This window comes from Streptomyces sp. NPDC026575, from assembly GCF_055567415.1.
The window spans coordinates 176440-195588 of record NZ_JBVHQM010000003.1 but is presented as its reverse complement, the minus strand read 5'-3'; the positions used below and the strand labels follow the sequence as shown (position 1 = coordinate 195588).

Below are 19149 nucleotides of genomic sequence, written 5' to 3'. Positions count from 1 at the left end.
CGCGATGACGACCCACGCACCGGAGTAATGCTTCCCCCGGGTCCCGCAGGCCGTGGTCATCGCCCGCAGTGTGGGCAGCGGCGGCTCGGACGGCCTCGGGTCTCGATGACGACCCCCTGCTCCCACATCCGCTTCAGCTGGTAGCTCACGGTGGAGACGGAGATCCCGGAAGCGGCGGCGAGTTCGCGCATCGATGGCGGCTCCCCGTACTCGGCGACCCAGGCGCGGGCGCTGCGAAGGAGACGCACCTGGCGATCGGTGAGCGTCATGGCCGCGTCTCGGTTCGGGTACGGGCGATCTCCTTGAGGGCCATCCGGGCCGCTGGTGTCCCGGCCGGGGTCTGCCAGTACGGATGGGCGGCGATCCGCGTGGACAGCTGCTGCAGCCGACGACGGTGCGCGGCCGTGGCGTCTGTCAACGACGGATCGGCGAGCAGCCAGTATGTGGCGTACCACTCGGCCTGGACTTCCACGAGATCGCGGGGGAAGGTGTGGTTCATGAAGCAGAGTAGATCGCATGTTCGAATTTGGTGGCAAAGGGCCAGGCTGACGCCCTGATCGCGAGTGAGTGTGACTGAGCGCTCTACCTGGCGGATCTGAGCGCGACACCTGGCCAGTGCATCGCTGAGCTCATGGCCCAAGTCGTGCCGCTGTGGGTTCTTCGGCAGATTTCGTTGCCGCGACTGCCCGCAGTCACGGTTCGGATTCTTCGCAGGTCAGGCCCCTCCAGCTACGGTGTCTGGCTCGCCGGTAGCTGGCGAGTGCGCACCTGCACCCCACCATGCGCCGGCATGCCTCGCGTGGCGTACTGGTGATCGGGGCCCCGTCACAGGAGGAACCATGGTGGAGGCACCAACGTATCGGACGATTTTCGTGGCGTACCCGTGGACCTTGGTTCGACCGAGTCGGCCGGAGTACAAGAGGGCTCTCAAGGAGGTTGAGAAAGGCTTCCAGGTGAAGTTCCAGTTCGCCGAGGTGTCCTTGTCGTCGGGGACGGTGCTGGACAAGATCAGGGGGATGATCGCTTCTGCGGCGTTCGGGATCTACGACTTCACGGGGTGGAATCCGAATGTGACCTTGGAGTACGGCCTGGCGCTCGGAATGGGGCGCAGGGCGTTCATCGGGTTCAACCCAGCCGTGACTCCGGCGAAGAACGTGCCCAGCGATGTCCAGGGATGGGACCGGTTCCAGTACCAAGACCTGGACGATCTGGTGCGGGAAGTGGAGAGCATCGTCATTGACCAGCTCGGTGTCATGAGTCCGGCGGACCAGTTCGAGGAGGAGCGCCTATCGGTGGTGCACGCCGTCACTGAGCAGCCGGGGATGTTGCTCCGGGGCGTCGCGGCGGCCGTGGGCAAGGACAAGGAGCTGGTCAAGGTCCTGCTTAAAAGAAGCGTCGGGGACGCCGGCGAGCTGGAGACGCAGGGAGCCACCAGAGGCACGCGGTACTTCCCGAAGACAGCTTGACCAGCACTCTGGCCGTGGCTGTTGGGCCCGCCGAGCGGAGCGCGCTAGTTGGCGGATGAGTCCTTGAGTTGGCGCGGGGGAGCGATTCAGTTGGCGGAGCCTGCTCACCTGGATGGGCCGCATCGGAAATGCGGTGGTGCCGGTGCCCATGCGCCGTGAGATGCACGGCGCTGAGCGCTGTGGTGGACTGGAATAGTCCGAGGGTCCAGCTCGGGGTGGGCCGACGCACCTACGGAGCCACCGGACATGACACGGAATGCCAATGCCTGCCTAACAATCGCCCTTGCCGCGGCTCTGGTGGTGCCTGCCGGACTTTCCGTGAGTCTGCCGTCCATACCTGCCTCCGCAGCCACTACGTGCCCGGTTCACTTCCTGGGCCTGCACGGCTTGAATGAGTCGAGCGATCTGCGATCTGATCCCATTAACGAGACCTGGAAGACGTTCGAGGCCGCGGTCGCCGCGAAGGCGGCCCGACCAATTCGGGATCTCATCTTCTTTCCCAAGGTGACGACGCAGGAATTCCTGGGCAAGACGTTCAAGAGCCGGACCGGGGTTGAGCCAGATGTGAACGCAGGCGTCTCGGCAGTCCAGCGAGCCATGGACCGGGCTGTCAGACAGTGTCCGTCCACGAAGTTCGTGCTCGCCGGCTACTCCTTGGGCGCATGGGTCGTCGACAAATTCCTACTAACCGACCCTCGCCGTCGGCCCCTTGTACTCGCGGCCCAGCTGTATGGCGACCCGCAGTGGAACGATCCCGGAAAGGGGCAAGGGCTGGCCGCCATCCTCGGCCGCGGCCTGCATACCCCCTACCCTCCATTCCCCGACCGGGTACAGAGCCTGTGCAACCACCGTGATCCGGTCTGCGGGACCGGCTACCGAGCCGGGACACTGGACCTCACGCTCCGGGCGGTGGATCTGAAAAAAGACGTGAAGTGCCCCGGCTCCGCCCACTGCTATTCCGGCCGGTCTACCACGCAGGGTGGGCAGTTCCTAGCCTCCAGAGCCAACGTCGACTGGAACAACCGCACTTACCGTTTGACCTGTGACGACATAGTCAGCAAGGCGGTACCGGTCTCGGTACGCAACGGCCAAGGGGACGCGCGAGGAAGCGGTATCGGGGACTATGACCGCTGGCAGGTACAGATTCAGCGGATCACCCGGGGCACAGTGCCGCGCCTCGGTGATGTGACCGCCGTGCTGTTCTCCTGCAGCCCCCAGCCGAGCAACTTCAGGCTCCAGGAGCTGCGCATCTACCGCACGACTGACGGCCGGGAGGTCGGCCGCACACCAACGTTCCAAGTCGCCGAACTTTCCCCGCAGTACCAACCGGACACCGTGAGGTTCCGCAGCGGACGCCTCATGGCAGACGTCAAGTTCTACGGGCCGGGCGACAGCCATGCCACCGGCCCGTCAATACTCCGCCACGTCACCTGGCGATGGGACGGCAGCCAGTTCGTCAAGCAGTCCCAGATCGACGCCAAGAAGCCCAACCGGACTGAACTCAGCACACAACGCGTCACCGTCAACGGAATTGGCCCCTTGCAGATGGGCATGACCCGCACCGAAGCCGAACGGGCGATCGGAGCCCGCATCCCCGAAGGGCCAGGCGGCCCGGACTGTAAGGACCTGTCCATCGAAGGGGGGCCGGAGGGACTGCTGCTGCGCTTCAGCAATGACGACCGACTCGTCGCGATCTCTGTCCTCTCACCCGCGTCAATCTCGACCGCATCGGGAATCCATCGGGGCAGCACACGAGACGAGGTACTGACGACATACGCCAGGGAAATCAAGGAGCCAAACACGGACGAACTCGTCTTCACTCCAAGCGGAGCACAGTTCCAAGGCAAGGTCATCACCTTCGCCATGGACGACAACGGCGAGGTGGACCGCTTCATAGCCGGTGAAAAGGAGTTCGCTATCCCCCTTCCCTGCGGTAGCGATTGAGGCCGATCTGATTCCTTAGCACAGGTGACGTCGTCAGCAGAACAGCCACGTCGTAGCGGCTTGCGGACTGAGCGCTGTAGTTGGCGAGTGAGCCGTTGACTTGGCGGGCCTGAGTGCTTGAGTTGGCGGGCAGGGCAGCGGGCTGGCTGGCCGTCGGCGGTCAGCCGGGCGCGGTCGCAGGTGCGCAGAACGGGCGGGTGACGGAGGCGATGACGCCGACGAGGCGCAGGCCGCCGTTGACGAGCCGGCGTTCGGCGGGGGGCTAAGCCGCGCTGCTCGTCACCATCGGGAGTCAGCTCGAAGCGGGTGCGGAGGAGGCGAGGATGTCGTCGGCGGTGATCCGGCCATCTCCCTTCCAGCCGTGCTGGGCGTGCAGGGGCATCTGCTCGATGAAGCGCAGTTCGTAGTCGTGCTCCACCGTCCATGCCAGGTGTTTCGGCGGCCTCGTCGGCGTTGAAGCCGGGCACCAGGGCAGTGGCCATGCGCTTGACCTCGATGCCGTTGGTGGTCAGCGACATCTGGGGCGCAGGGTGAGGGCGGCGGCGCGCTCTTCGAGGCCGGGACACAGCAGGGCTTCGCCACCGGTGAAGTTGACCTCCTCCATAGCGAGGGAGGTGGCTGCGATGTCGATCACGAGGACGATCTCGTCGTGTGCGAGCCGGGTCAGGCTCGGCAAGCCACTGCAGGCCCTCTTCCGGGATGCAGTACGTGCAGCGCAAGTTGCACCGGTCGGTCAGCGAGACCCTCAAGCCCGGCGGAGGCAACGGGCAACAGCTCTCACGCGCGGGCTGCTGCTGACCTGTCCCTGGTACAACCGCGAGGTCGACTCGGCGACGCTGCGGATGACCGGGATGACCTGGGACGGCGTCTACCTCGTGAAGAACGGCGAGGTCACCGGCGAGGTGGACAACTTCCGGTTCCACGAGTCACCGGTGGGGCTGCCGGGGTGGGGCGTACGGAGAAGACGCTGCCGAGGAAGGACGCGGCGGACATGTAGTCGCCGGCGATGGCCAGGCCGTTCTGGAAGCCCGCATCCAGAAGAGGCTGTAGAGCACCGCAGGTTGGCGAAGGCGGCGACCGTCCAGGCCAGCGACACCCGGCCGGCCACGTCCAGGTCTCGGGGAGGGTGACCACGCCGATAGGTAGGGCACCGGTGCCGACGGTCGCCCAGCGGGTCGCGTTGACCTCCTGCTACTTGTCTGCCATCCACAACATGGCGCCGAGCTGCGTCAGCGACGAAGGACAAGGCCAGGACAGGCCGACGACGACCGCAGGAACCGCGTCAAGGGGCGACCGGCAGCAGGGCAGCCAGCCGGAGCGGGTGGCGCTGCCTGCCCGGGAGGATCACTGGTTAGCCCAGTACGAGTACTCCGATGATCGCCCACAGCCAGCCGTACGCCGCCTACCGGATATGGCCTACGCGTTATGACGTGGCACGTTCGCTCAGGTGGCAGGGCCCCGGACCTATGGCGGCGGAGGCGCGGCGTAACGTCGATGTGCCTGGGGCGCGGTTTTCCCAACGGGTACGGGCCGAGGAGAGTCCGATGCGGTCGGATGGTGGAATGTGATGCGGAAGCGGCATAGCGACGGCAGCACCGAGGCTTCCGGATCACCGGGGCTCGGACAGGTCTCTCCACCAGGGACGCTGACGGCCAGACAGCACAGCAAGGACGGCACGGCCTAGAACACTTGCACCCAGGTTGCGCCCTCATACGGCCGCTGGCGGCGCATCACCGGCACGGCGCCCCGTCCACGGAGTCGTTCACCTCGACGGATCCTCCACAGGCGGGTCCAGCAAGGCCCAACAAGGCTGCTGACCTCAAGAAAAGCTCAGATCAATCATGCGGTTCCGGTGCACCGCGCAACATTCCCCATGCTAAATCTATGTGCGCGCTCCGCATCCCCCGTCGGAGCGACGGACTGACGCCGGGCGGCTCCCGTCGGGGCTGTCTGGCGTCGCCTGCCTAGGGGGCCTTTTGTACTCACCAGACGAAGGGTGAAGAAATGACTGACCTCCAGCAGAACCCTCGCAAGGGTTGGACTGGCCCCGAGAAGTGGCAGGTTTGGATCGGGCTGCTCGGCTTAGTTGTCGCAGTCACTGGATGTGTGGGGCAGCTCGTTCGATAGGGCACCCACCCATGAGACGGTCGCGGGACCGGCACTGCACGCGCAGAAGCCCGGTCGACAGCTAGGCGACCGGGCTTGTGAACCGCATTGGAGGGTCTGGCTCGGGGTGTCTCCCAAGTCGGGCCCTCCAATGTCGCTCGGGATTGGGTGGAGGTTGGCACCCCCCGTTCGACAGGAAGAAATGTACCTCGCGTAAGCCACCGTTGAGCCGGTTCTCGCGGTTCCGCAGCACTTGGGGATCCGTCCGTGTCCATGTGAACGTCTTGATCAGGCCGACGCGACGGGAGTTTGATGGTCGCGTGCCCACGCTGCTCTCGGCGACAGCCGATTCAGCCGACGCCGCCAGCTACGGCGCGCCCAGCTCTGAGCTACGGGCTGTCCAAGATGTTGACTACGTCAGAGACGACATCTACCGGGGTGCCGAGTGCGCACGGTGTGGCTGGTCCGACGGTCGTGAGATGTAACCAAGTAGGCACCGATTCATCGAATTGACCCTGCCTGATGCCGACCCGCAACAGCGGCGGGCCCTGGACCACGCAACGCAATTCGAGTACCGGCTGTACCGCCGCGGCTCGCTGGTCTACGAGTCTCCGCCCCTGAAGGCCAGGGAGACGCGACGGATCAAAAACGGATCCCTGGTGGTAACCGCTTCCCCCTGAAAAGGGAGTTTTGCACTGGCAGGAGCGTTTGATTCGGGTCTGCATTGGAGCTGGTGGCGCTCACTCACTCCGAGGTCCTGCCGGAATAAATGCCCCCCGGACTCGATTATTCGTTCGCAGTGATCGAGGCGGAGTCGGGGGAGGCCGATGACCAATCTGAAGGCGTTCAGGGTGAGCGGCGGGCAGGCCGCGGAGATTCCGGGCTCGTCCGTGGCGCTGGAGCGGCAGTTGCAGACGTTGATCGAGGGCAATATGGAGGCGATGCTCGGCATCCGTTTCCTGGCGAGCGAGTATGCGACGGGCCGGCACCGGGGCCGGATCGACTCTTTGGGCCTGGATGAGAACGGGACGCCAGTCATCTTGGAATACAAACGCTTCCGCGACCAAAACGTTACAAATCAGGCGCTGTCGTATCTGTCGTGGCTCCATGACCACCACCATGAGTTCGAGAGCCTCGTCAAGGAGAAGCTCGGCACCGAAGCGGCCGAGGTGATCGACTGGAGCAATCCCCGACTCGTCTGCATCGCCGGGGATTTCACTCACCATGACACGGTGGCCATCGAGATGATCGGCCGTCGTATCGACCTGGTGAGCTACCGGGTCTTCGATGATGTGCTGACGCTGCAGCTGGTCGCCTCCGTTGCCGGCGCCGCGGTCCCGGCTCGGGGAAAAGCGGCCACCGCGGCTCGGGTCTCCAGTGCGGTTTCGCCGAAGTCGGTCCAGCAGTACCTCGACGAGTCGCCGAAGGATCTTCAGGATCTGTACGCGGACCTCGACGAGGTGCTCCTGTCGCACGAGGACATGCAGAAGGAGACCCAGCTGCACTACGTCGCGTACCGGCGGATCAAGAATGTCGCCACGGTGCGTGTCCAGCCGCGGAACCGGTTGCTGGTGGTCAATCTGAAGCTGGACCCGGATGCCGTGGAGCTGGAGGAGGGCTTTGCGCGAGACGTCCGCGGTCTGGGCTGCCTGGGGATCAAGGATGGGGTCGAGGTGCGGATCAGATCGCGTGAGGATCTCTCGCGAGCCGGTGACCTCATCCGGCAGAGCGTCGAAGCGGGCTGACTGGACAGTCAAGGGCGGTTGCGTCATCGGGTTTTCGATGACGCAACCGCCCTTGTTCTGCGTTCTGGCCCGGTCTGCCGGGGTGTGCTGTTCTCATTCCTCGGGCCCAGCGAGTGCGAAGTCGTCCTGGGTGAGGGCGCTACGAAGGCGCTGTTCGGCGATGTCGGCGTAATGGTTGGACAGTTCGACGCCGACGAAGTTGCGGCCTTCCTTCAGCGCGGCGATGCCGGTGGATCCTGAGCCTGTGAAGGGGTCGAGGACGGTGCCGCCGGGCGGGCAGACCTGGACGAGTTGCTGCATGACCTCGATGGGTTTCTGGGTGATGTGGACGCGGTCCTTGCGGGGCTGGGAGGCGATGTAGTGGCCGGGCAGGTAGAGGTCGCGGGTGTTGTCCAGGGTGCCCTTGACGCCCCAGAGGATGAACTCGGAGTCCTGCTTGGGGCCGCCCTTGCGGGGCCGTGAGGACGGCTTGATCCACGGCATCTTTCCGGACCAGGTCCAGCCGGCCATCTGCAGAGCGTCCGACGTGGTGGGGTCCTGCCTCCAGTCGGAGAAGACCATGACGACTGCGTGTTCGCGGCTGGCGCGGTATGCCTCGGTGAGCAGTTCGGTCAGCCATGCGCGGTAGGAGCGCTGGTCGCGGTTTTCACCGGGGAAGTTCGCGAGGTCGTGGCGGGCGTCGCCGCTGGTGTACTTGGCCCGTGCGGTGCGGGCGGTGCGTTCGGAGCTGGTGCGTCCGCCGGAGTTGTACGGCGGGTCGGTGATGACGGCATCGACGCTCTCGTCCGGGAGGGACTTCAGGACGGTGAGCGCATCGCCTCGGTGCAGGGTGTACGACGACATTCGGCGGATCTCTCTTTCTGGAAGACGGCCACATGCACGTACCCGTGGAACGGGATATGCGTGCAAGATCTGCTCGGGACAACCACCTGGGCGGCTGCCTGGGGCGAGCAGTGGGCTGGAGGTTAGCGCCTTTTTCCGGCCGCACCCAATGACGTGATCTTGCCTGTCACTTTTCATGATCGAGGCTCGTTTTGGTGCGGCCGGAATTTGTCTCTACAGTCTCGGCGTGTTCGCAGGACGGGCCCTGATCCCGGCCCTGTTGAGCTGTGCTGATACGTGTTGCCTCGTCCAATCGGCAGCCCGCGCAGCACCCGTGAGAACCCTGATTGATGCGAGGGAGAGGAATTCACCGTGTGGCGCCTGAGATTACGAGCGCGGCTGGCTGCCGCATTGCGATAAAGGGTCCGGCGCTTGGGAGTTAGCAGCTCCGAAGCGCTGACCTCCCTTAGGGGACTTTCGAGTATTTAACCGGTGTGGTGCCGGTGGCCTTTTCGACGAGAACGCCGGCACCACGCTGCCTACGAGTAAGGAGCTGCTGATGCAGCATGCCCAGGCACGCCCCTCCCCCGTGCCAGATATCTGGATACGCCGAGCGTCCGGTGGCCGGCTGTGAAGAAGGTCGCCGCGATAGCCGGGGGCGTCGTCCTCGCCCCGATGCTGCTGATCGCGCCCATCGCCGTCGCCCTGGCCGGCGCCAGCAACGCCCAGGCCGCCTGTGGCGAAGCCGGTGGTGCCGGTGCGGTGGACGCCAAGGCCGTGGCCAAGCAGGTGGAGTCGATCCTCAAGGGCGGCGGCAAGGGTTCGGTGTCCGTACCGGGGTTGGACAACCCCAAGGAGCAGATACCGAACGCCAAGACGATCCTGGCCACCGGCGTCGCGATGAAGGTCCCCCCTCGCGGGCAGATCGTCGCGCTGGCGACTGCGTTGCAGGAGTCGGGGCTGCGGAACTTGGACTACGGCGACCGGGATTCTCTCGGCCTGTTCCAGCAGCGTCCCAGCCAAGGCTGGGGTACCGCGGCGCAGGTCCGGGATCCGGTGCACGCCTCGACGAAGTTCTACGAGGGGCTCCTGAAAGTCTCGGGCTGGCAGTCGATGACCATCGCCCAGGCCGCGCAGGCCGTCCAGGCGAGCGGGTTCCCGGACGCCTACGCCAAGTGGGAACCGCTGGCCACGGCGCTCCAGAAGGCCATCGCCAAGAACCTCCCCGCCAAGGGTGGTTCCGGCAAGGACGCCGAGCCGGAGGTCTCCCCTGGTGGATGTGGGACGGGAGGCGATGGGAGCGGGTTCGGCCCGATCCCGGCCGGGTCCGTCCCCAAGGGCTACAAGATCCCGGCTGATGCGCCCAAGTCGGTTCGCACGGCGATCCGTTGGGGGCTCGGTCAGCTTGGCACTGCGTATCAGTGGGGTGGCAGCTGTACCGATCCGCGCGGTCAGGACCCGATGGGCCGGTGTGACTGCTCGTCGTTGATGCAGGCGTCGTACAAGGCCGGTGGTGTCTCGATCTCCCGGACCACGTACACGCAGGTCAAGGAGGGTAAGGCGGTCAGCGTCGATGCCCTCAAGCCCGGCGATCTGCTCTTCACCCGCGGCACAGCAGCAGTGCCGGAACACGTCGGGATGTTCATCAGCCAAGGGCTGATCCTGCAGGCCCCCAAGACCGGCGACGTCGTCAAGATCTCCACCCTCGCCTCCTGGCGGCCGGACATCCTCGCCGCCCGCCGAGTCGCCTGACCGACCCCTCCCCCTCTCCATCCCTCTTCTCGCCCTTCTCCCCTTTCGGGCCTTCACATGCCCAAATTCGCACTGGAGTTCCCATGAAGCTCATGCAGCACGCCCAGTACCTCGCCTACAACCCCGGCGTCACGCCGAAGCAGGGCGGGCTTCCCGGTCTCGATGTCTTGAAGAACGTGATAGGCAGCATCAACCTGTTCGGCATCATCGCCACGGTCGGCGCCCTGGTCATCTCCGCGGTCGTCTGGGCCTGGGGCCATCACAGCGGCGGCCACCAGGCCGAGCAGAACGGCAAGAAGGGCACAGCCATCGCCGCTGGATGCGCCCTGCTGCTGGGTGCCGCAAACGGCATCGTTGCGTTCTTCTCCGCCATGGGAACGCAGGTCCACTGATGCCGAAGAAGCGTTCTTTCTCCGCTGAAGAGCGCACGCACGGAGAGCCGGCCTCGGTCCTGCGGCGCTCGCTGATCGGCGGCATCATCCTCGCGGTGCTGCTGGCCGTCGCCGGTCTCGTCGCGTATCTCAACCGTACGGACAGCCCGGCCCCGGCCAAGCCCTCACCGCCGTCGACGTCCGCCCAGGAACCGTCACCCTCACCCGAGGCGACCGACGGCAAGGGTGTCGCTGTCGCGAATCCTCCGAAGACGAGCGATCCGATCGTGTTCGCCAAGGCGGCCACGAAGGCCATGTGGACGTACGACACCCGCGCCTTCTCCCAGGCCGAGCACCTGGTCGGGCTGAAGCGGTGGATGACCGGCGAGAAGAAGTACGCCGACTGGAAGTCCATCACCGACCAGGTGCCCAGCCCGGTGCTGTGGGCGCGGTTGCACGACAACCACCAGCACGCGAGCGCCACTATCGGTGAGGGCCACTTCCCGCAGGCGTTCAAGACCGCGCTGGCCCAGGATCCCGGTGCGATCACCGAGGCGTACCTCTACGCCGTCACGGTCACCGGCAACCAGACCCTGGCTTGGAAGGGCTCGGGGGCCGGTACCGAGGCCCGCTCGATGACCCTCGCCGTCCAGTGCCGGCCGCACCAGAACTGCGCGCTGGCCGCCGTCCTGCCCAACGCCGCGCCATGAGCGCCCTGATTCCGGATAAGGAGGTGCCCTGATGGGAGCCTGCGACCTTCCCCTGATGAATACGGTCTGCGACGCCGTCGGCGGCGTCGTCAGCTCCACCGGCAAGGCGGTCACCGACGGCATCGGTGCCTGGATCGCCAAGTCGATGGGCGAGGTGGCCCAGTCCGCCGCCGACCTCGCCTCCAAGGCGGTCGACCAGACCACCGCCATCGACCTGAACGCCGAGTGGTTCCGCAACAACTACGAACTGCTGTTGCCGATCGGGTTGATCCTGACGGTGGGCACGTTCTGCCTGCAACTGACCCGTGCTGCCTGGCGCCGGGACGAGCGTGCCCTTGCCCAGGGGGCGTTCGGGACTATGGTGGGCGTTTTCTTCGCTTTCGCCGCCATTGCCTGCACCACCGTCGCGATCACCGTGGTCGACGCGCTCAGTGCTGGTCTGTTCAAGGCCGCCAACAGTTCCGTCGATGATGCGGTACGCCGCATGATCAAGGTGAACGAGCTGGGGGCGATGTATGGCCTGGGCTGGGGTGTTCCCTCGATCATCGCGCTGGGCTGCGCGATCGGGGCGTTCTTGTACTGGGCCGTGATGGTCGCCCGGAAGGTCGGCATTCTCGTCTTGGTCACGCTGGCGGTCTTCGCTGGAGCCGGCGGGGGCTGGGAGGTGGCCCGGCGCTGGCGTCGCGGCTGGGTCGAGGCCACGGCCACCCTGGTCGTCTCGAAACTGCTGATGACGATCGTGTTCTTGCTGGGTGTCTCGGCCATGGGCAAGTCGGACTCGCATGGTGGGCTCGCTGCCTTGTCGGATGCGATCGCGGGCATCGTCGTGATGGTCCTGGTGATGCTGTGCCCCTACGCCACCTACAAGTTCATCCACTGGGCCGCTGATGGCGGGGGCCACGATGACCTGCACCGCACCGGCGTGGCCGGTATGGCGGTGGCGGCGGGTGCGGCCAAGACCGCAGGCCAGCTCGCCATGCAGGCGGGTACCGGGACGCCTGCTCCGCAGGGTCCGTCGAAGGTGCCGGGCCAGGGCACCGATGGTGTCGCCTCCGGCATCGACCCGACCGGTGGCTCGAGCGGTGGCGGAAAGCCGAAGCAGACGCGCTTCCGCTACGGCGAGGACCCCAACGCCACGGGCGACAAGGGCCGGGCGTTGATCCAGCGGCCTCCCACGGACGGCGACCGCGGCCAGCCTCTGATCCAGCGCCCTGGCCAGGGGGCCACCGCCTCGGGTGCGGCGGCAGCTTCGGCGCCGGTTTCGTCTACGCCTGGCGCGTCGGCGGCGGGTACGCGGATGGATCCGCCGGCGCCACGGCCCAGCGGGCCACCACCGGCAAGTGGGCCGCCTCCACAGGGCGGCAGTACGCCGCAGCGGTGGATCTATCCCAAGCCACCGGGTGGATCGGGCTCGTAGCCCTCATCTGACGGGGGCGGGTGCCAGCCGCGCTCGGCCCGCCCGCCCCCGTTTCCTCTTCCTTCTTTCTCACCACGTTCCAAGGACGGCTTCGCCATGCACCACCCCGACTTGTCCACATCCGACGGCCCGGCCACCGTGAAGTTCCCTCACCGCTCACGCCGCGGTGTACTGCTCGGCCTCTCGGTAGCCCAGCTCATCGTCGTCACCCTCACCGGCCTGGCCCTGCTCGGGGTGCTGATGCAATCCGGCGTCACCGGTGCGCTCAAGCTCATCCCACTGTGGGCGGTCATCCTGACGGCGGTCTTCATCCGCCACCGCGGGCGGTCCCTCGCCGACTGGGCGCCCATCGCCCTCCGTTATGCGCTGCGGCGTTTCAAGGGCCAGCTCATCTGGCTCGCCCGCCCCTCCCGCCGACCGCGACGCGAGGGCCTGCTCCACCTGCCCGGCACCGCGGCTTCCCTGCGGGTGGTCACGTCTTCGGGCGGCGGCTTCGGTGCGGTGCACGATCCGCACCACGGCACGCTGACCGCCGTGGTGAAGGTGTCCTCCCGCGCCTTCGCCCTGCAGGATCCGGCAACCCAGGCCAGCAACGTCGCAGGCTGGGGCCGCACCCTCGCCGCCCTCTCACGCACCGGGCACATCGCTCGCGTGCAGGTGCTGGAGCGGACCGTGCCTGACTCCGGCGATGCGCTCAACCGCTACTGGAGCGAGCACGGCAACGCCGACACCCACCTGGCCGGGCCCATCTACAGCGAACTGCTGGCCGCCGCCGGCCCCGCCGCAGCCCCACACGAGGCGTATGTCGCGCTTGCGCTCGATCTCAAGGCTGCCCGGCGCCTGATCAACCAGGCCGGCGGCGGACTCACTGGTGCCTTCGCCGTCCTGTCCCAGCTCACCTCCACCTTCGACCAGGCCGCCCGCAACTCCGGCCTCATGCCCAGCGGCTGGCTGCGGGCAAGCGAGATCGCCGCCGTAATCCGCACCGCCTACGACCCGAAGGCGTCGGCGGCCCTGGACCAGTGGTCCGAGGCCGGCCGTCCGCAGGCCGACCCCGCTGCCGCCGGGCCGGTTGTCCTGGTGGAGAAGGCGGACCGGATCCAGAGCGACTCGGCCCGCCATGCCACGTACTGGATCGAGAACTGGCCCCGCATCGAAACCAGCCCCGGTTTCCTGCACCAGCTCCTGTTCACCTCCGGCGTGCGCCGCACCCTGTCGCTGACCTACGCACCCAAGGGCCTGGACGCCGCACTCAAGGACGTGCAACGCAAGAAGGCCACCGTGATCGCCGACGCGGCCGAGCGGCAGCGCAAGGGCCAGGTCGACTCCGAAGAGGACTCCGTCGAGTACGCCGACATCAAGGCCCGTGAGCGCCAGCTGATCGCCGGCCACGCCGACGTCGCCCTGACCGGCCTGCTCACCGTCAGCGCCGACACCGACGACGAACTCAACTCCGCCTGCGCCGCAATCGAGACGGCCGCCGTCGCCGCCCTGCTCGATCTGCGGCTGCTGACCTGGCAACAGGCCGAAGCCTTCACCAACGCCGCCCTCCCGCTGGCCCGCCCCTAGCGCCCCAGCACCATCACCGCGCTCAACCGAAGGGCCACTCCCCCATGCCGACCGATCCCCTGCCCGAACCGGCCTCGGACTTCGTCCCGTTCGCCACCGCGGCGCTCGACTTCCACCGGGCGATCAACCTCCCCGCCGGACCCGTGGCTGCACACCGCACCGAGCTGGACGCCCTCCACGCCCACCTCACCGCCCTGTACGGCCTGCTCGACAGCCACACCGCCCGCACCACTCCGGTGGCCGAGGCCGAGGGCGACCATCTGCGGGCCTGCCGGGTCCGGCTGTGGCAGGCCGCCGAGCACCTCCACGACGCCTACCACGCAGCCGCTCACCCCGGCATCGGCCGACCCCGCACGCGGGAGGCGTGCCGGGCCCGGCTGCCCGAAGGCGCGCCCGAACTCACCATCTGCCAGCGCCACCTGGCCACCGCCGCACACGTCCGCCGTGGCCACACGCCGACCGATCTGCGCGACCCGTTCACCGGCCTGACCCGCCACTGACCCCGCAGGAGCACAACCCATGCCCATCCACCCCCGCGACCGCGCCAGCGCCAGCCCGCTGTTCGTCCCCCGCAAAAGCGACCGACGCACCGCCCGCGCAGCCCGCGACCAGTTCGCCGCCGCCCGCGATCAAGCCCGCCATGCCGCACGTCCCCAAGCCCGCCGCGCCGAACCGGGCATCGCCCCCGAGCTGCGGGCCACCTACCCAGCCGCCGGACGGCCCGGCCCGTACTCCGCCCGCGGCGGCCGTCTCAAACTCCCCGCACACCGGATGACCACTGCCACCGCAAGCGGCGCGTATCCGTTCCTCGCCGAGGGCGGCCTCGGCGCCCAGGGGATCTACATCGGCCGCGACGTCCACGCCGAGGCGGCGTTCACGTACGACCCGTTCGCGCTGTACGGGCGTCTCGACGGGTTCACGAATCCGAACATCCTGCTTGCCGGGATCATCGGCATGGGCAAGTCCGCCCTGGCCAAGTCCCTCGCCCTGCGGGCCGTAGCCTTCGGCTACCGCATCTACGTCCCCTGCGACCCCAAGGGCGAATGGACCGTCGTCGCCCAGGAGTTGGGGGGCCAAACCATCGCCCTCGGCCCCGGCCTGCCCGGCCGACTCAACCCCCTCGACGCACCCGCCAGGCCACACGGCGTCAGCGAGGAGGACTGGGCCAATGAGGTCCGCAAACGGCGCCTTCTTCTTCTCGGCTCCCTCGCGAAGACGGTCCTGCGACGGGATCTGCACCCGATGGAGCACACCGCTCTCGACGTGGCGCTCGACCAGACCGTCGCTCACGCCGAGGCCAACGGCACGACACCGCTGCTGGGCGACGTCGCGCACATCCTCGGCTCTCCCGAGCGACTCGACTCTGCCCTCGGCGACCTGACCGGGCGGCTCGGGCACGCAGCCGAAGACCTGGCCCACGCGTTGCGCAGGCTCGTGCACGGTGACCTGGCCGGGATGTTCGATGCCCCCAGCACCGTGGCCTTCGACCCCAGTGCGCCGATGCTGTCCATCGATCTGTCGCGCCTGGGCGGTGCGGGCGACGACACCGCGCTCGTCCTGGCCATGACCTGCGCCTCGGCATGGATGGAGTCCGCGCTCGCCGACCCCACCGGCGGGCGGCGCTGGGTGATCTACGACGAGGCATGGCGCGTGATGCGGCACGTCGCCCTGCTGGAGCGCATGCAGAGCCAGTGGAAGCTCTCACGTGGCCTTGGCATCGCCAACCTCATGGTGATCCACCGCCTCAGCGATCTGCTGACCGCAGGCGATGCCGGCTCCCGGGGCCGGGCACTGGCGGAGGGTCTGCTCACCGACTGCTCGACCCGCATCATCTACCGCCAGGAAGCCGACCAACTCACCTCCGCCGCAGCCCTGCTGGGACTGACCGGCGTCGAGACCCAGGCCGTGTCCGCCCTCACCAAGGGGCGGGGCCTGTGGAAGGTCGCAGGCCGGTCGTTCATCACGCAACACCTCCTCCACCCGCGCGAACGCGAGTTGTTCGACACAGACGCCCGGATGTCCGCCTGAGCGCATCCGCTTGCCGGGCTCACACCGCGGAGGGAGCCGAAGCCGCACTTCGGCTCCCTCCCCCTCCCCTCCCAAGCATCTGAAGGAATCCATTCCCATGCCTGTGCAGACCACCATCCGCCGTGCCGCACGTCGGCTCGTCCAGCTGTACATCAACGCCGCGAAGGCCAACGCCTCGCATAGCCACATCCCTTTGGCCACAGGCCCCTTCGGCGTTCTGGATGAGACTCGCCGCACGAGTGCGGCACACCAGGTACCCGCTGGTGATCGCACCGGGACCAGTCATGGCTGAAGCGACGCGCCCCAACTCCGTCGCGCGAGCTGTCCAGCGTGAGATCACCCGCTCGTCCCACCGGCCGCAGGAACGTGCGGATCTTGCGCTGTTCGCCGAAGCGCTCGCTGCCCGCCTGCCGGGCTCGTGGACCGCAGCCACCCTCGAGCACGCGGCATACAGCGACCAGTTCCCGCTCCGCGAGCGGCTGTGGGGTTTCGGGCATGCCCGCTGGGCCCTGTCCGAGTTCGTACTGCAACGGGACGCCGTGCTCACCAGCGACTCAGGCTTGGAGCTGGTCGTCGTCGACCGTCCGCTGCGCAGGCACGAGTTCCTCGTCGCCGCCCTCGCCCCACAAGGGATCAACGTCACAGACGCTGTCAAAGCACCCGACGGCATTGTCGTCAGCGCCGACCCGGCACGAGCAGCCTCCACCGTGGCGGACCGGCTGCTCCCCCGGCACGAACAGGCCGTTCATCAGGCGTGTATCGAGCACCTCGCCGTATCCGTGGCCACCGGTGAGCGCGCCCTGGCCGCATGGGATGCCGTCTCCGACAGCCTGTGCGACGACGATCACTGGCCGCTTGATGACCGCTACGGCCTGCGCCAGCAGCAGCGGGACGCCGAGATGTGGGCCCAGTTCGCCCCCTTCCTCGACCACGGCCCGGCCCTTCTCGCCCACGCCGAAGAGACCCTCCCGCTCCTGGATCCCGCCGATCGTGCGGCCGGACGCTGGCCGAACCGGCTGATCGTTCTGCGCGAAGCCCTGGACGAAGGCGCACACGTCCAGGCGGACTTCCAGGCCGTCGCCGATGCCCTGGTACCCGACCACCCGCGCGCCAAGGAGGTCTTCGACAGGGCGGTCGTCGAGCGTAACGCCGAGGGTTGGGACTGTTCCCTGACCTGGATGGAGAACGCTGGCGCGCTCGTGCAGATGGCGCGGGCCGAGCAGGCGCTGGAGCGCAGCTCGGAGGGGCTGAAGCGTTCGGCGCAGGCCGAGGCAGCCCGCGTCCGGTCGCCACTCGCTGCGCGGAAGAGCGCCGCGCCGGCGAAGGAGTCCGCCTCACGGCCGGTCGAGGTCGGTCTGCAGGGGCACGACCGTCGGCCTCCCTCGCGCTAGCGCATTTTTCCGGCATCACCAAACCCGTCATTGGGCCGCACCCTCGTCGTCCGCACGGCCCCAACCTCTGCGAGGTGCACTTCTCGTGGCGGAAACACGTCCGCACATCACCGTCAGCCACCACGACCGCTACGGCGTCGTGGCAGCTGCTTCGCACGACAACCACGTCGCCGACCACATGCTGCGGCGGGTCGGCTTCGAGCCCCTGCCCGGCAGCAACCTCTACGCCCTCACCGAGCCGAACCGCGACCCGAACCGCCGAGGACAACAGGCAGTCCAGTCCTTGCGTGCCGCGCAGTACCACGTCACCTCCGACGCCACGTACGACCTCAATCCCCACACCCCGCTCACCCCCCACCAAGGTCTTGGCCGACTGGAGAATCGTTCCTCCGCGCAGGTGCCCAGTGCCGGGCAGGCGGCCTTCGCTTCCGCCCGCGCGCTCGACGCTGACATACGGGCTGCTCAGATCGTGGTGCACGACCAGGTTCGTGACCGTGAGGGCACGCTGCGCGCGGTCGGCACGGACGTACGTACCCGCGAGGGCCTGCTGCTCCGTGGCGAGGGCGATCTGCGGTACGTCGAGGCCCGGCTGGAGCACACCGGCCGGGCGTTCGATGCCTTCTATTCGATGCCCGGCAATGAGCGTCGTGATCCGAGGCTGTCGATGATGCAGCGTCGCGCTCAGGCCGCCACCGCCGTCTCCCCGGCCCGTGCGGGCGTCGCGCTGCCGCAGCAGCCAGCCGCCACCGTCGCCTACCGGCCGGCTACCGCAACCCAGCAGCCGGTCCGCGCCCGCTAACGCCTCTGCCTCGAAGGAGCCTTCGCAATGGATCTGCCGTACGAGCCCGACGTTGCCTTCGGAGTTCACCCCGATCTTGGTATGGGCGCCGCCGTAGCGGATGACCGGCCGCACCTGGACGAGGTCCTGCGCAAGCACCACTTCCGCTACAGCCAGGACCTGGACGTCTACCTCCTGCCGGAGGGCACACCGCACAACACCGCGGTCCGGACAGTGGCTGCCGCCACCCGCGAATTTCAGGACGCCGGCCTCTCCGTCGCTGCCGATCCCCGCATCATGCTGCCGCCGCCCGTCCCCACGCCAGACGGCGTGGCCGCACGTAAAACGCTGCCTGGGCAGTCGTTGACCGCGCTGACCGGCGAGCTGCACGAGCTGCGCCGCTCGGCCGACGTCGCCGATGTGCTGGAGCAGATCCTTGATGAGCACCACGGTGCCGTCGGCGATCTGGAGGAGTTCATCGACACCGCCGCCGCCTGGTGTGGACGACTCGATACCCCAGGCGGCCGGGAGCTGGGCCAGCACCTGCGCACGATCGCGCACCATGTCGCCTTCCTCGGCGACCGGTTGGCCGACGCGCAGCTCGATCTGTCCGTCATGCCGGACGTGACGCCGCAGGATGCCCCGCCGCTGGCCGACGTTCCGCTCCCGGCTCGGCACGAGGTCCCCTCCGTCACGCACACCGCCCGTGCTCGCGCGGCCGTGGCGTCCTCACCCAAGCGCCCAGCCGACCTTGCTACAGCCCCGGAAGAAGCACCCTGCTCCACGGCCGCGCCGCCCAGCCCCCGCCGTACACGCTGACCACCCCTTTTCGATCCCAGAAGCACAGAAGAAGGAGTTCCTGTCATGGCCGTCAAGACGCTGTGGATCATCGACCACGCCTGCGGACACACCACCGAGGCCGACCTTGCCGACCGGTCGGCGGACCGGCGTGCCGGCTACGCCCGCTGGCTCTCAGCCCGCGACTGCACGGACTGCTGGCGGGCCGCCCGGGGCGAGGATGCCGAGTCGCAGGCCGAGTGGCTGGCGAAG

At 67.7% G+C, this 19149-nt stretch carries 16 protein-coding genes and 2 pseudogenes; 14 read left to right on the top strand and 4 right to left on the bottom strand.

Annotated elements, in window-relative coordinates:
* Positions 1 to 56: 56 nt before the first annotated feature.
* Positions 57 to 269, bottom strand: a complete 213-nt coding sequence (locus ACZ4NB_RS05325; protein ID WP_467658434.1) for a LexA family protein — start codon at positions 267 to 269, stop codon at positions 57 to 59.
* Positions 266 to 499 (bottom strand): hypothetical protein, encoded by a 234-nt coding sequence (locus ACZ4NB_RS05320; RefSeq protein WP_467658433.1) that lies wholly within the window; start codon positions 497 to 499, stop codon positions 266 to 268. Before ACZ4NB_RS05320 ends, ACZ4NB_RS05325 begins: the two co-directional genes overlap by 4 nt.
* Before the next feature lie 340 nt (positions 500 to 839).
* Between ACZ4NB_RS05320 and ACZ4NB_RS05315 the strand changes: the two genes are divergently transcribed.
* Both ACZ4NB_RS05315 and ACZ4NB_RS05310 read left to right on the top strand, forming a co-directional pair.
* A complete protein-coding gene (locus ACZ4NB_RS05315; protein ID WP_467658432.1) occupies positions 840 to 1466 on the top strand; it encodes a hypothetical protein in 627 nt (208 codons plus the stop codon).
* 246 nt (positions 1467 to 1712) lie between these two features.
* Positions 1713 to 3410, top strand: a complete 1698-nt coding sequence (locus ACZ4NB_RS05310) for a cutinase family protein (protein ID WP_467658430.1) — start codon at positions 1713 to 1715, stop codon at positions 3408 to 3410.
* Here ACZ4NB_RS05310 and ACZ4NB_RS05305 read toward each other — a convergent pair.
* Positions 3392 to 4174: pseudogene (locus ACZ4NB_RS05305) on the bottom strand (radical SAM protein); the annotation flags it as partial. The gene ACZ4NB_RS05310 and the pseudogene ACZ4NB_RS05305 overlap by 19 nt on opposite strands.
* Before the next feature lie 15 nt (positions 4175 to 4189).
* Between ACZ4NB_RS05305 and ACZ4NB_RS05300 the strand changes: the two are divergent.
* A pseudogene (locus tag ACZ4NB_RS05300) lies at positions 4190 to 4389 on the top strand (TldD/PmbA family protein); the annotation flags it as partial.
* Positions 4390 to 6343: 1954 nt separating this feature from the next.
* Positions 6344 to 7261 (top strand): DUF5655 domain-containing protein, encoded by a 918-nt coding sequence (locus tag ACZ4NB_RS05295; RefSeq protein ID WP_467658428.1) that lies wholly within the window; start codon positions 6344 to 6346, stop codon positions 7259 to 7261.
* A 93-nt stretch (positions 7262 to 7354) separates the two neighbouring features.
* Here ACZ4NB_RS05295 and ACZ4NB_RS05290 read toward each other — a convergent pair whose 3' ends face one another.
* Positions 7355 to 8104 carry a DNA-methyltransferase gene (locus ACZ4NB_RS05290; RefSeq protein WP_467658427.1) on the bottom strand — a complete coding sequence of 250 codons (750 nt, stop codon included), beginning with the start codon at positions 8102 to 8104 and terminating at the stop codon, positions 7355 to 7357.
* 609 nt (positions 8105 to 8713) lie between these two features.
* Here ACZ4NB_RS05290 and ACZ4NB_RS05285 point away from each other — a divergent pair.
* From ACZ4NB_RS05285 to ACZ4NB_RS05240, 10 genes are all read left to right on the top strand, one after another.
* Complete coding sequence (locus ACZ4NB_RS05285) at positions 8714 to 9835, top strand: C40 family peptidase (protein ID WP_467658425.1); 1122 nt, start codon at positions 8714 to 8716, stop codon at positions 9833 to 9835.
* Positions 9836 to 9918: 83 nt separating this feature from the next.
* On the top strand, positions 9919 to 10227 hold the full coding sequence (locus ACZ4NB_RS05280) for a DUF6112 family protein (RefSeq protein ID WP_030068283.1): 309 nt from the start codon (positions 9919 to 9921) through the stop codon (positions 10225 to 10227).
* Positions 10227 to 10916, top strand: a complete 690-nt coding sequence (locus ACZ4NB_RS05275) for a hypothetical protein (RefSeq protein ID WP_467658423.1) — start codon at positions 10227 to 10229, stop codon at positions 10914 to 10916. The genes ACZ4NB_RS05280 and ACZ4NB_RS05275 overlap by 1 nt, the downstream gene beginning before the upstream one ends.
* Before the next feature lie 31 nt (positions 10917 to 10947).
* Positions 10948 to 12333, top strand: a complete 1386-nt coding sequence (locus ACZ4NB_RS05270; protein ID WP_467658422.1) for an SCO6881 family protein — start codon at positions 10948 to 10950, stop codon at positions 12331 to 12333.
* Between the two features lie 96 nt (positions 12334 to 12429).
* Entirely contained in the window at positions 12430 to 13902 is a 1473-nt protein-coding gene (locus ACZ4NB_RS05265; protein ID WP_467658421.1) for an SCO6880 family protein, read from the top strand.
* Between the two features lie 44 nt (positions 13903 to 13946).
* Positions 13947 to 14402 (top strand): DUF6238 family protein, encoded by a 456-nt coding sequence (locus tag ACZ4NB_RS05260; protein WP_467658420.1) that lies wholly within the window; start codon positions 13947 to 13949, stop codon positions 14400 to 14402.
* Positions 14403 to 14421: 19 nt separating this feature from the next.
* Entirely contained in the window at positions 14422 to 15930 is a 1509-nt protein-coding gene (locus ACZ4NB_RS05255) for an ATP-binding protein (protein WP_467658419.1), read from the top strand.
* A gap of 284 nt (positions 15931 to 16214) precedes the next feature.
* Complete coding sequence (locus ACZ4NB_RS05250) at positions 16215 to 17321, top strand: hypothetical protein (protein WP_467658418.1); 1107 nt, start codon at positions 16215 to 16217, stop codon at positions 17319 to 17321.
* 85 nt (positions 17322 to 17406) lie between these two features.
* Positions 17407 to 18120 (top strand): hypothetical protein, encoded by a 714-nt coding sequence (locus ACZ4NB_RS05245; protein ID WP_467658416.1) that lies wholly within the window; start codon positions 17407 to 17409, stop codon positions 18118 to 18120.
* A 27-nt stretch (positions 18121 to 18147) separates the two neighbouring features.
* Positions 18148 to 18918 (top strand): hypothetical protein, encoded by a 771-nt coding sequence (locus tag ACZ4NB_RS05240; protein WP_467658415.1) that lies wholly within the window; start codon positions 18148 to 18150, stop codon positions 18916 to 18918.
* The last annotated feature ends 231 nt before the right edge of the window (positions 18919 to 19149 follow it).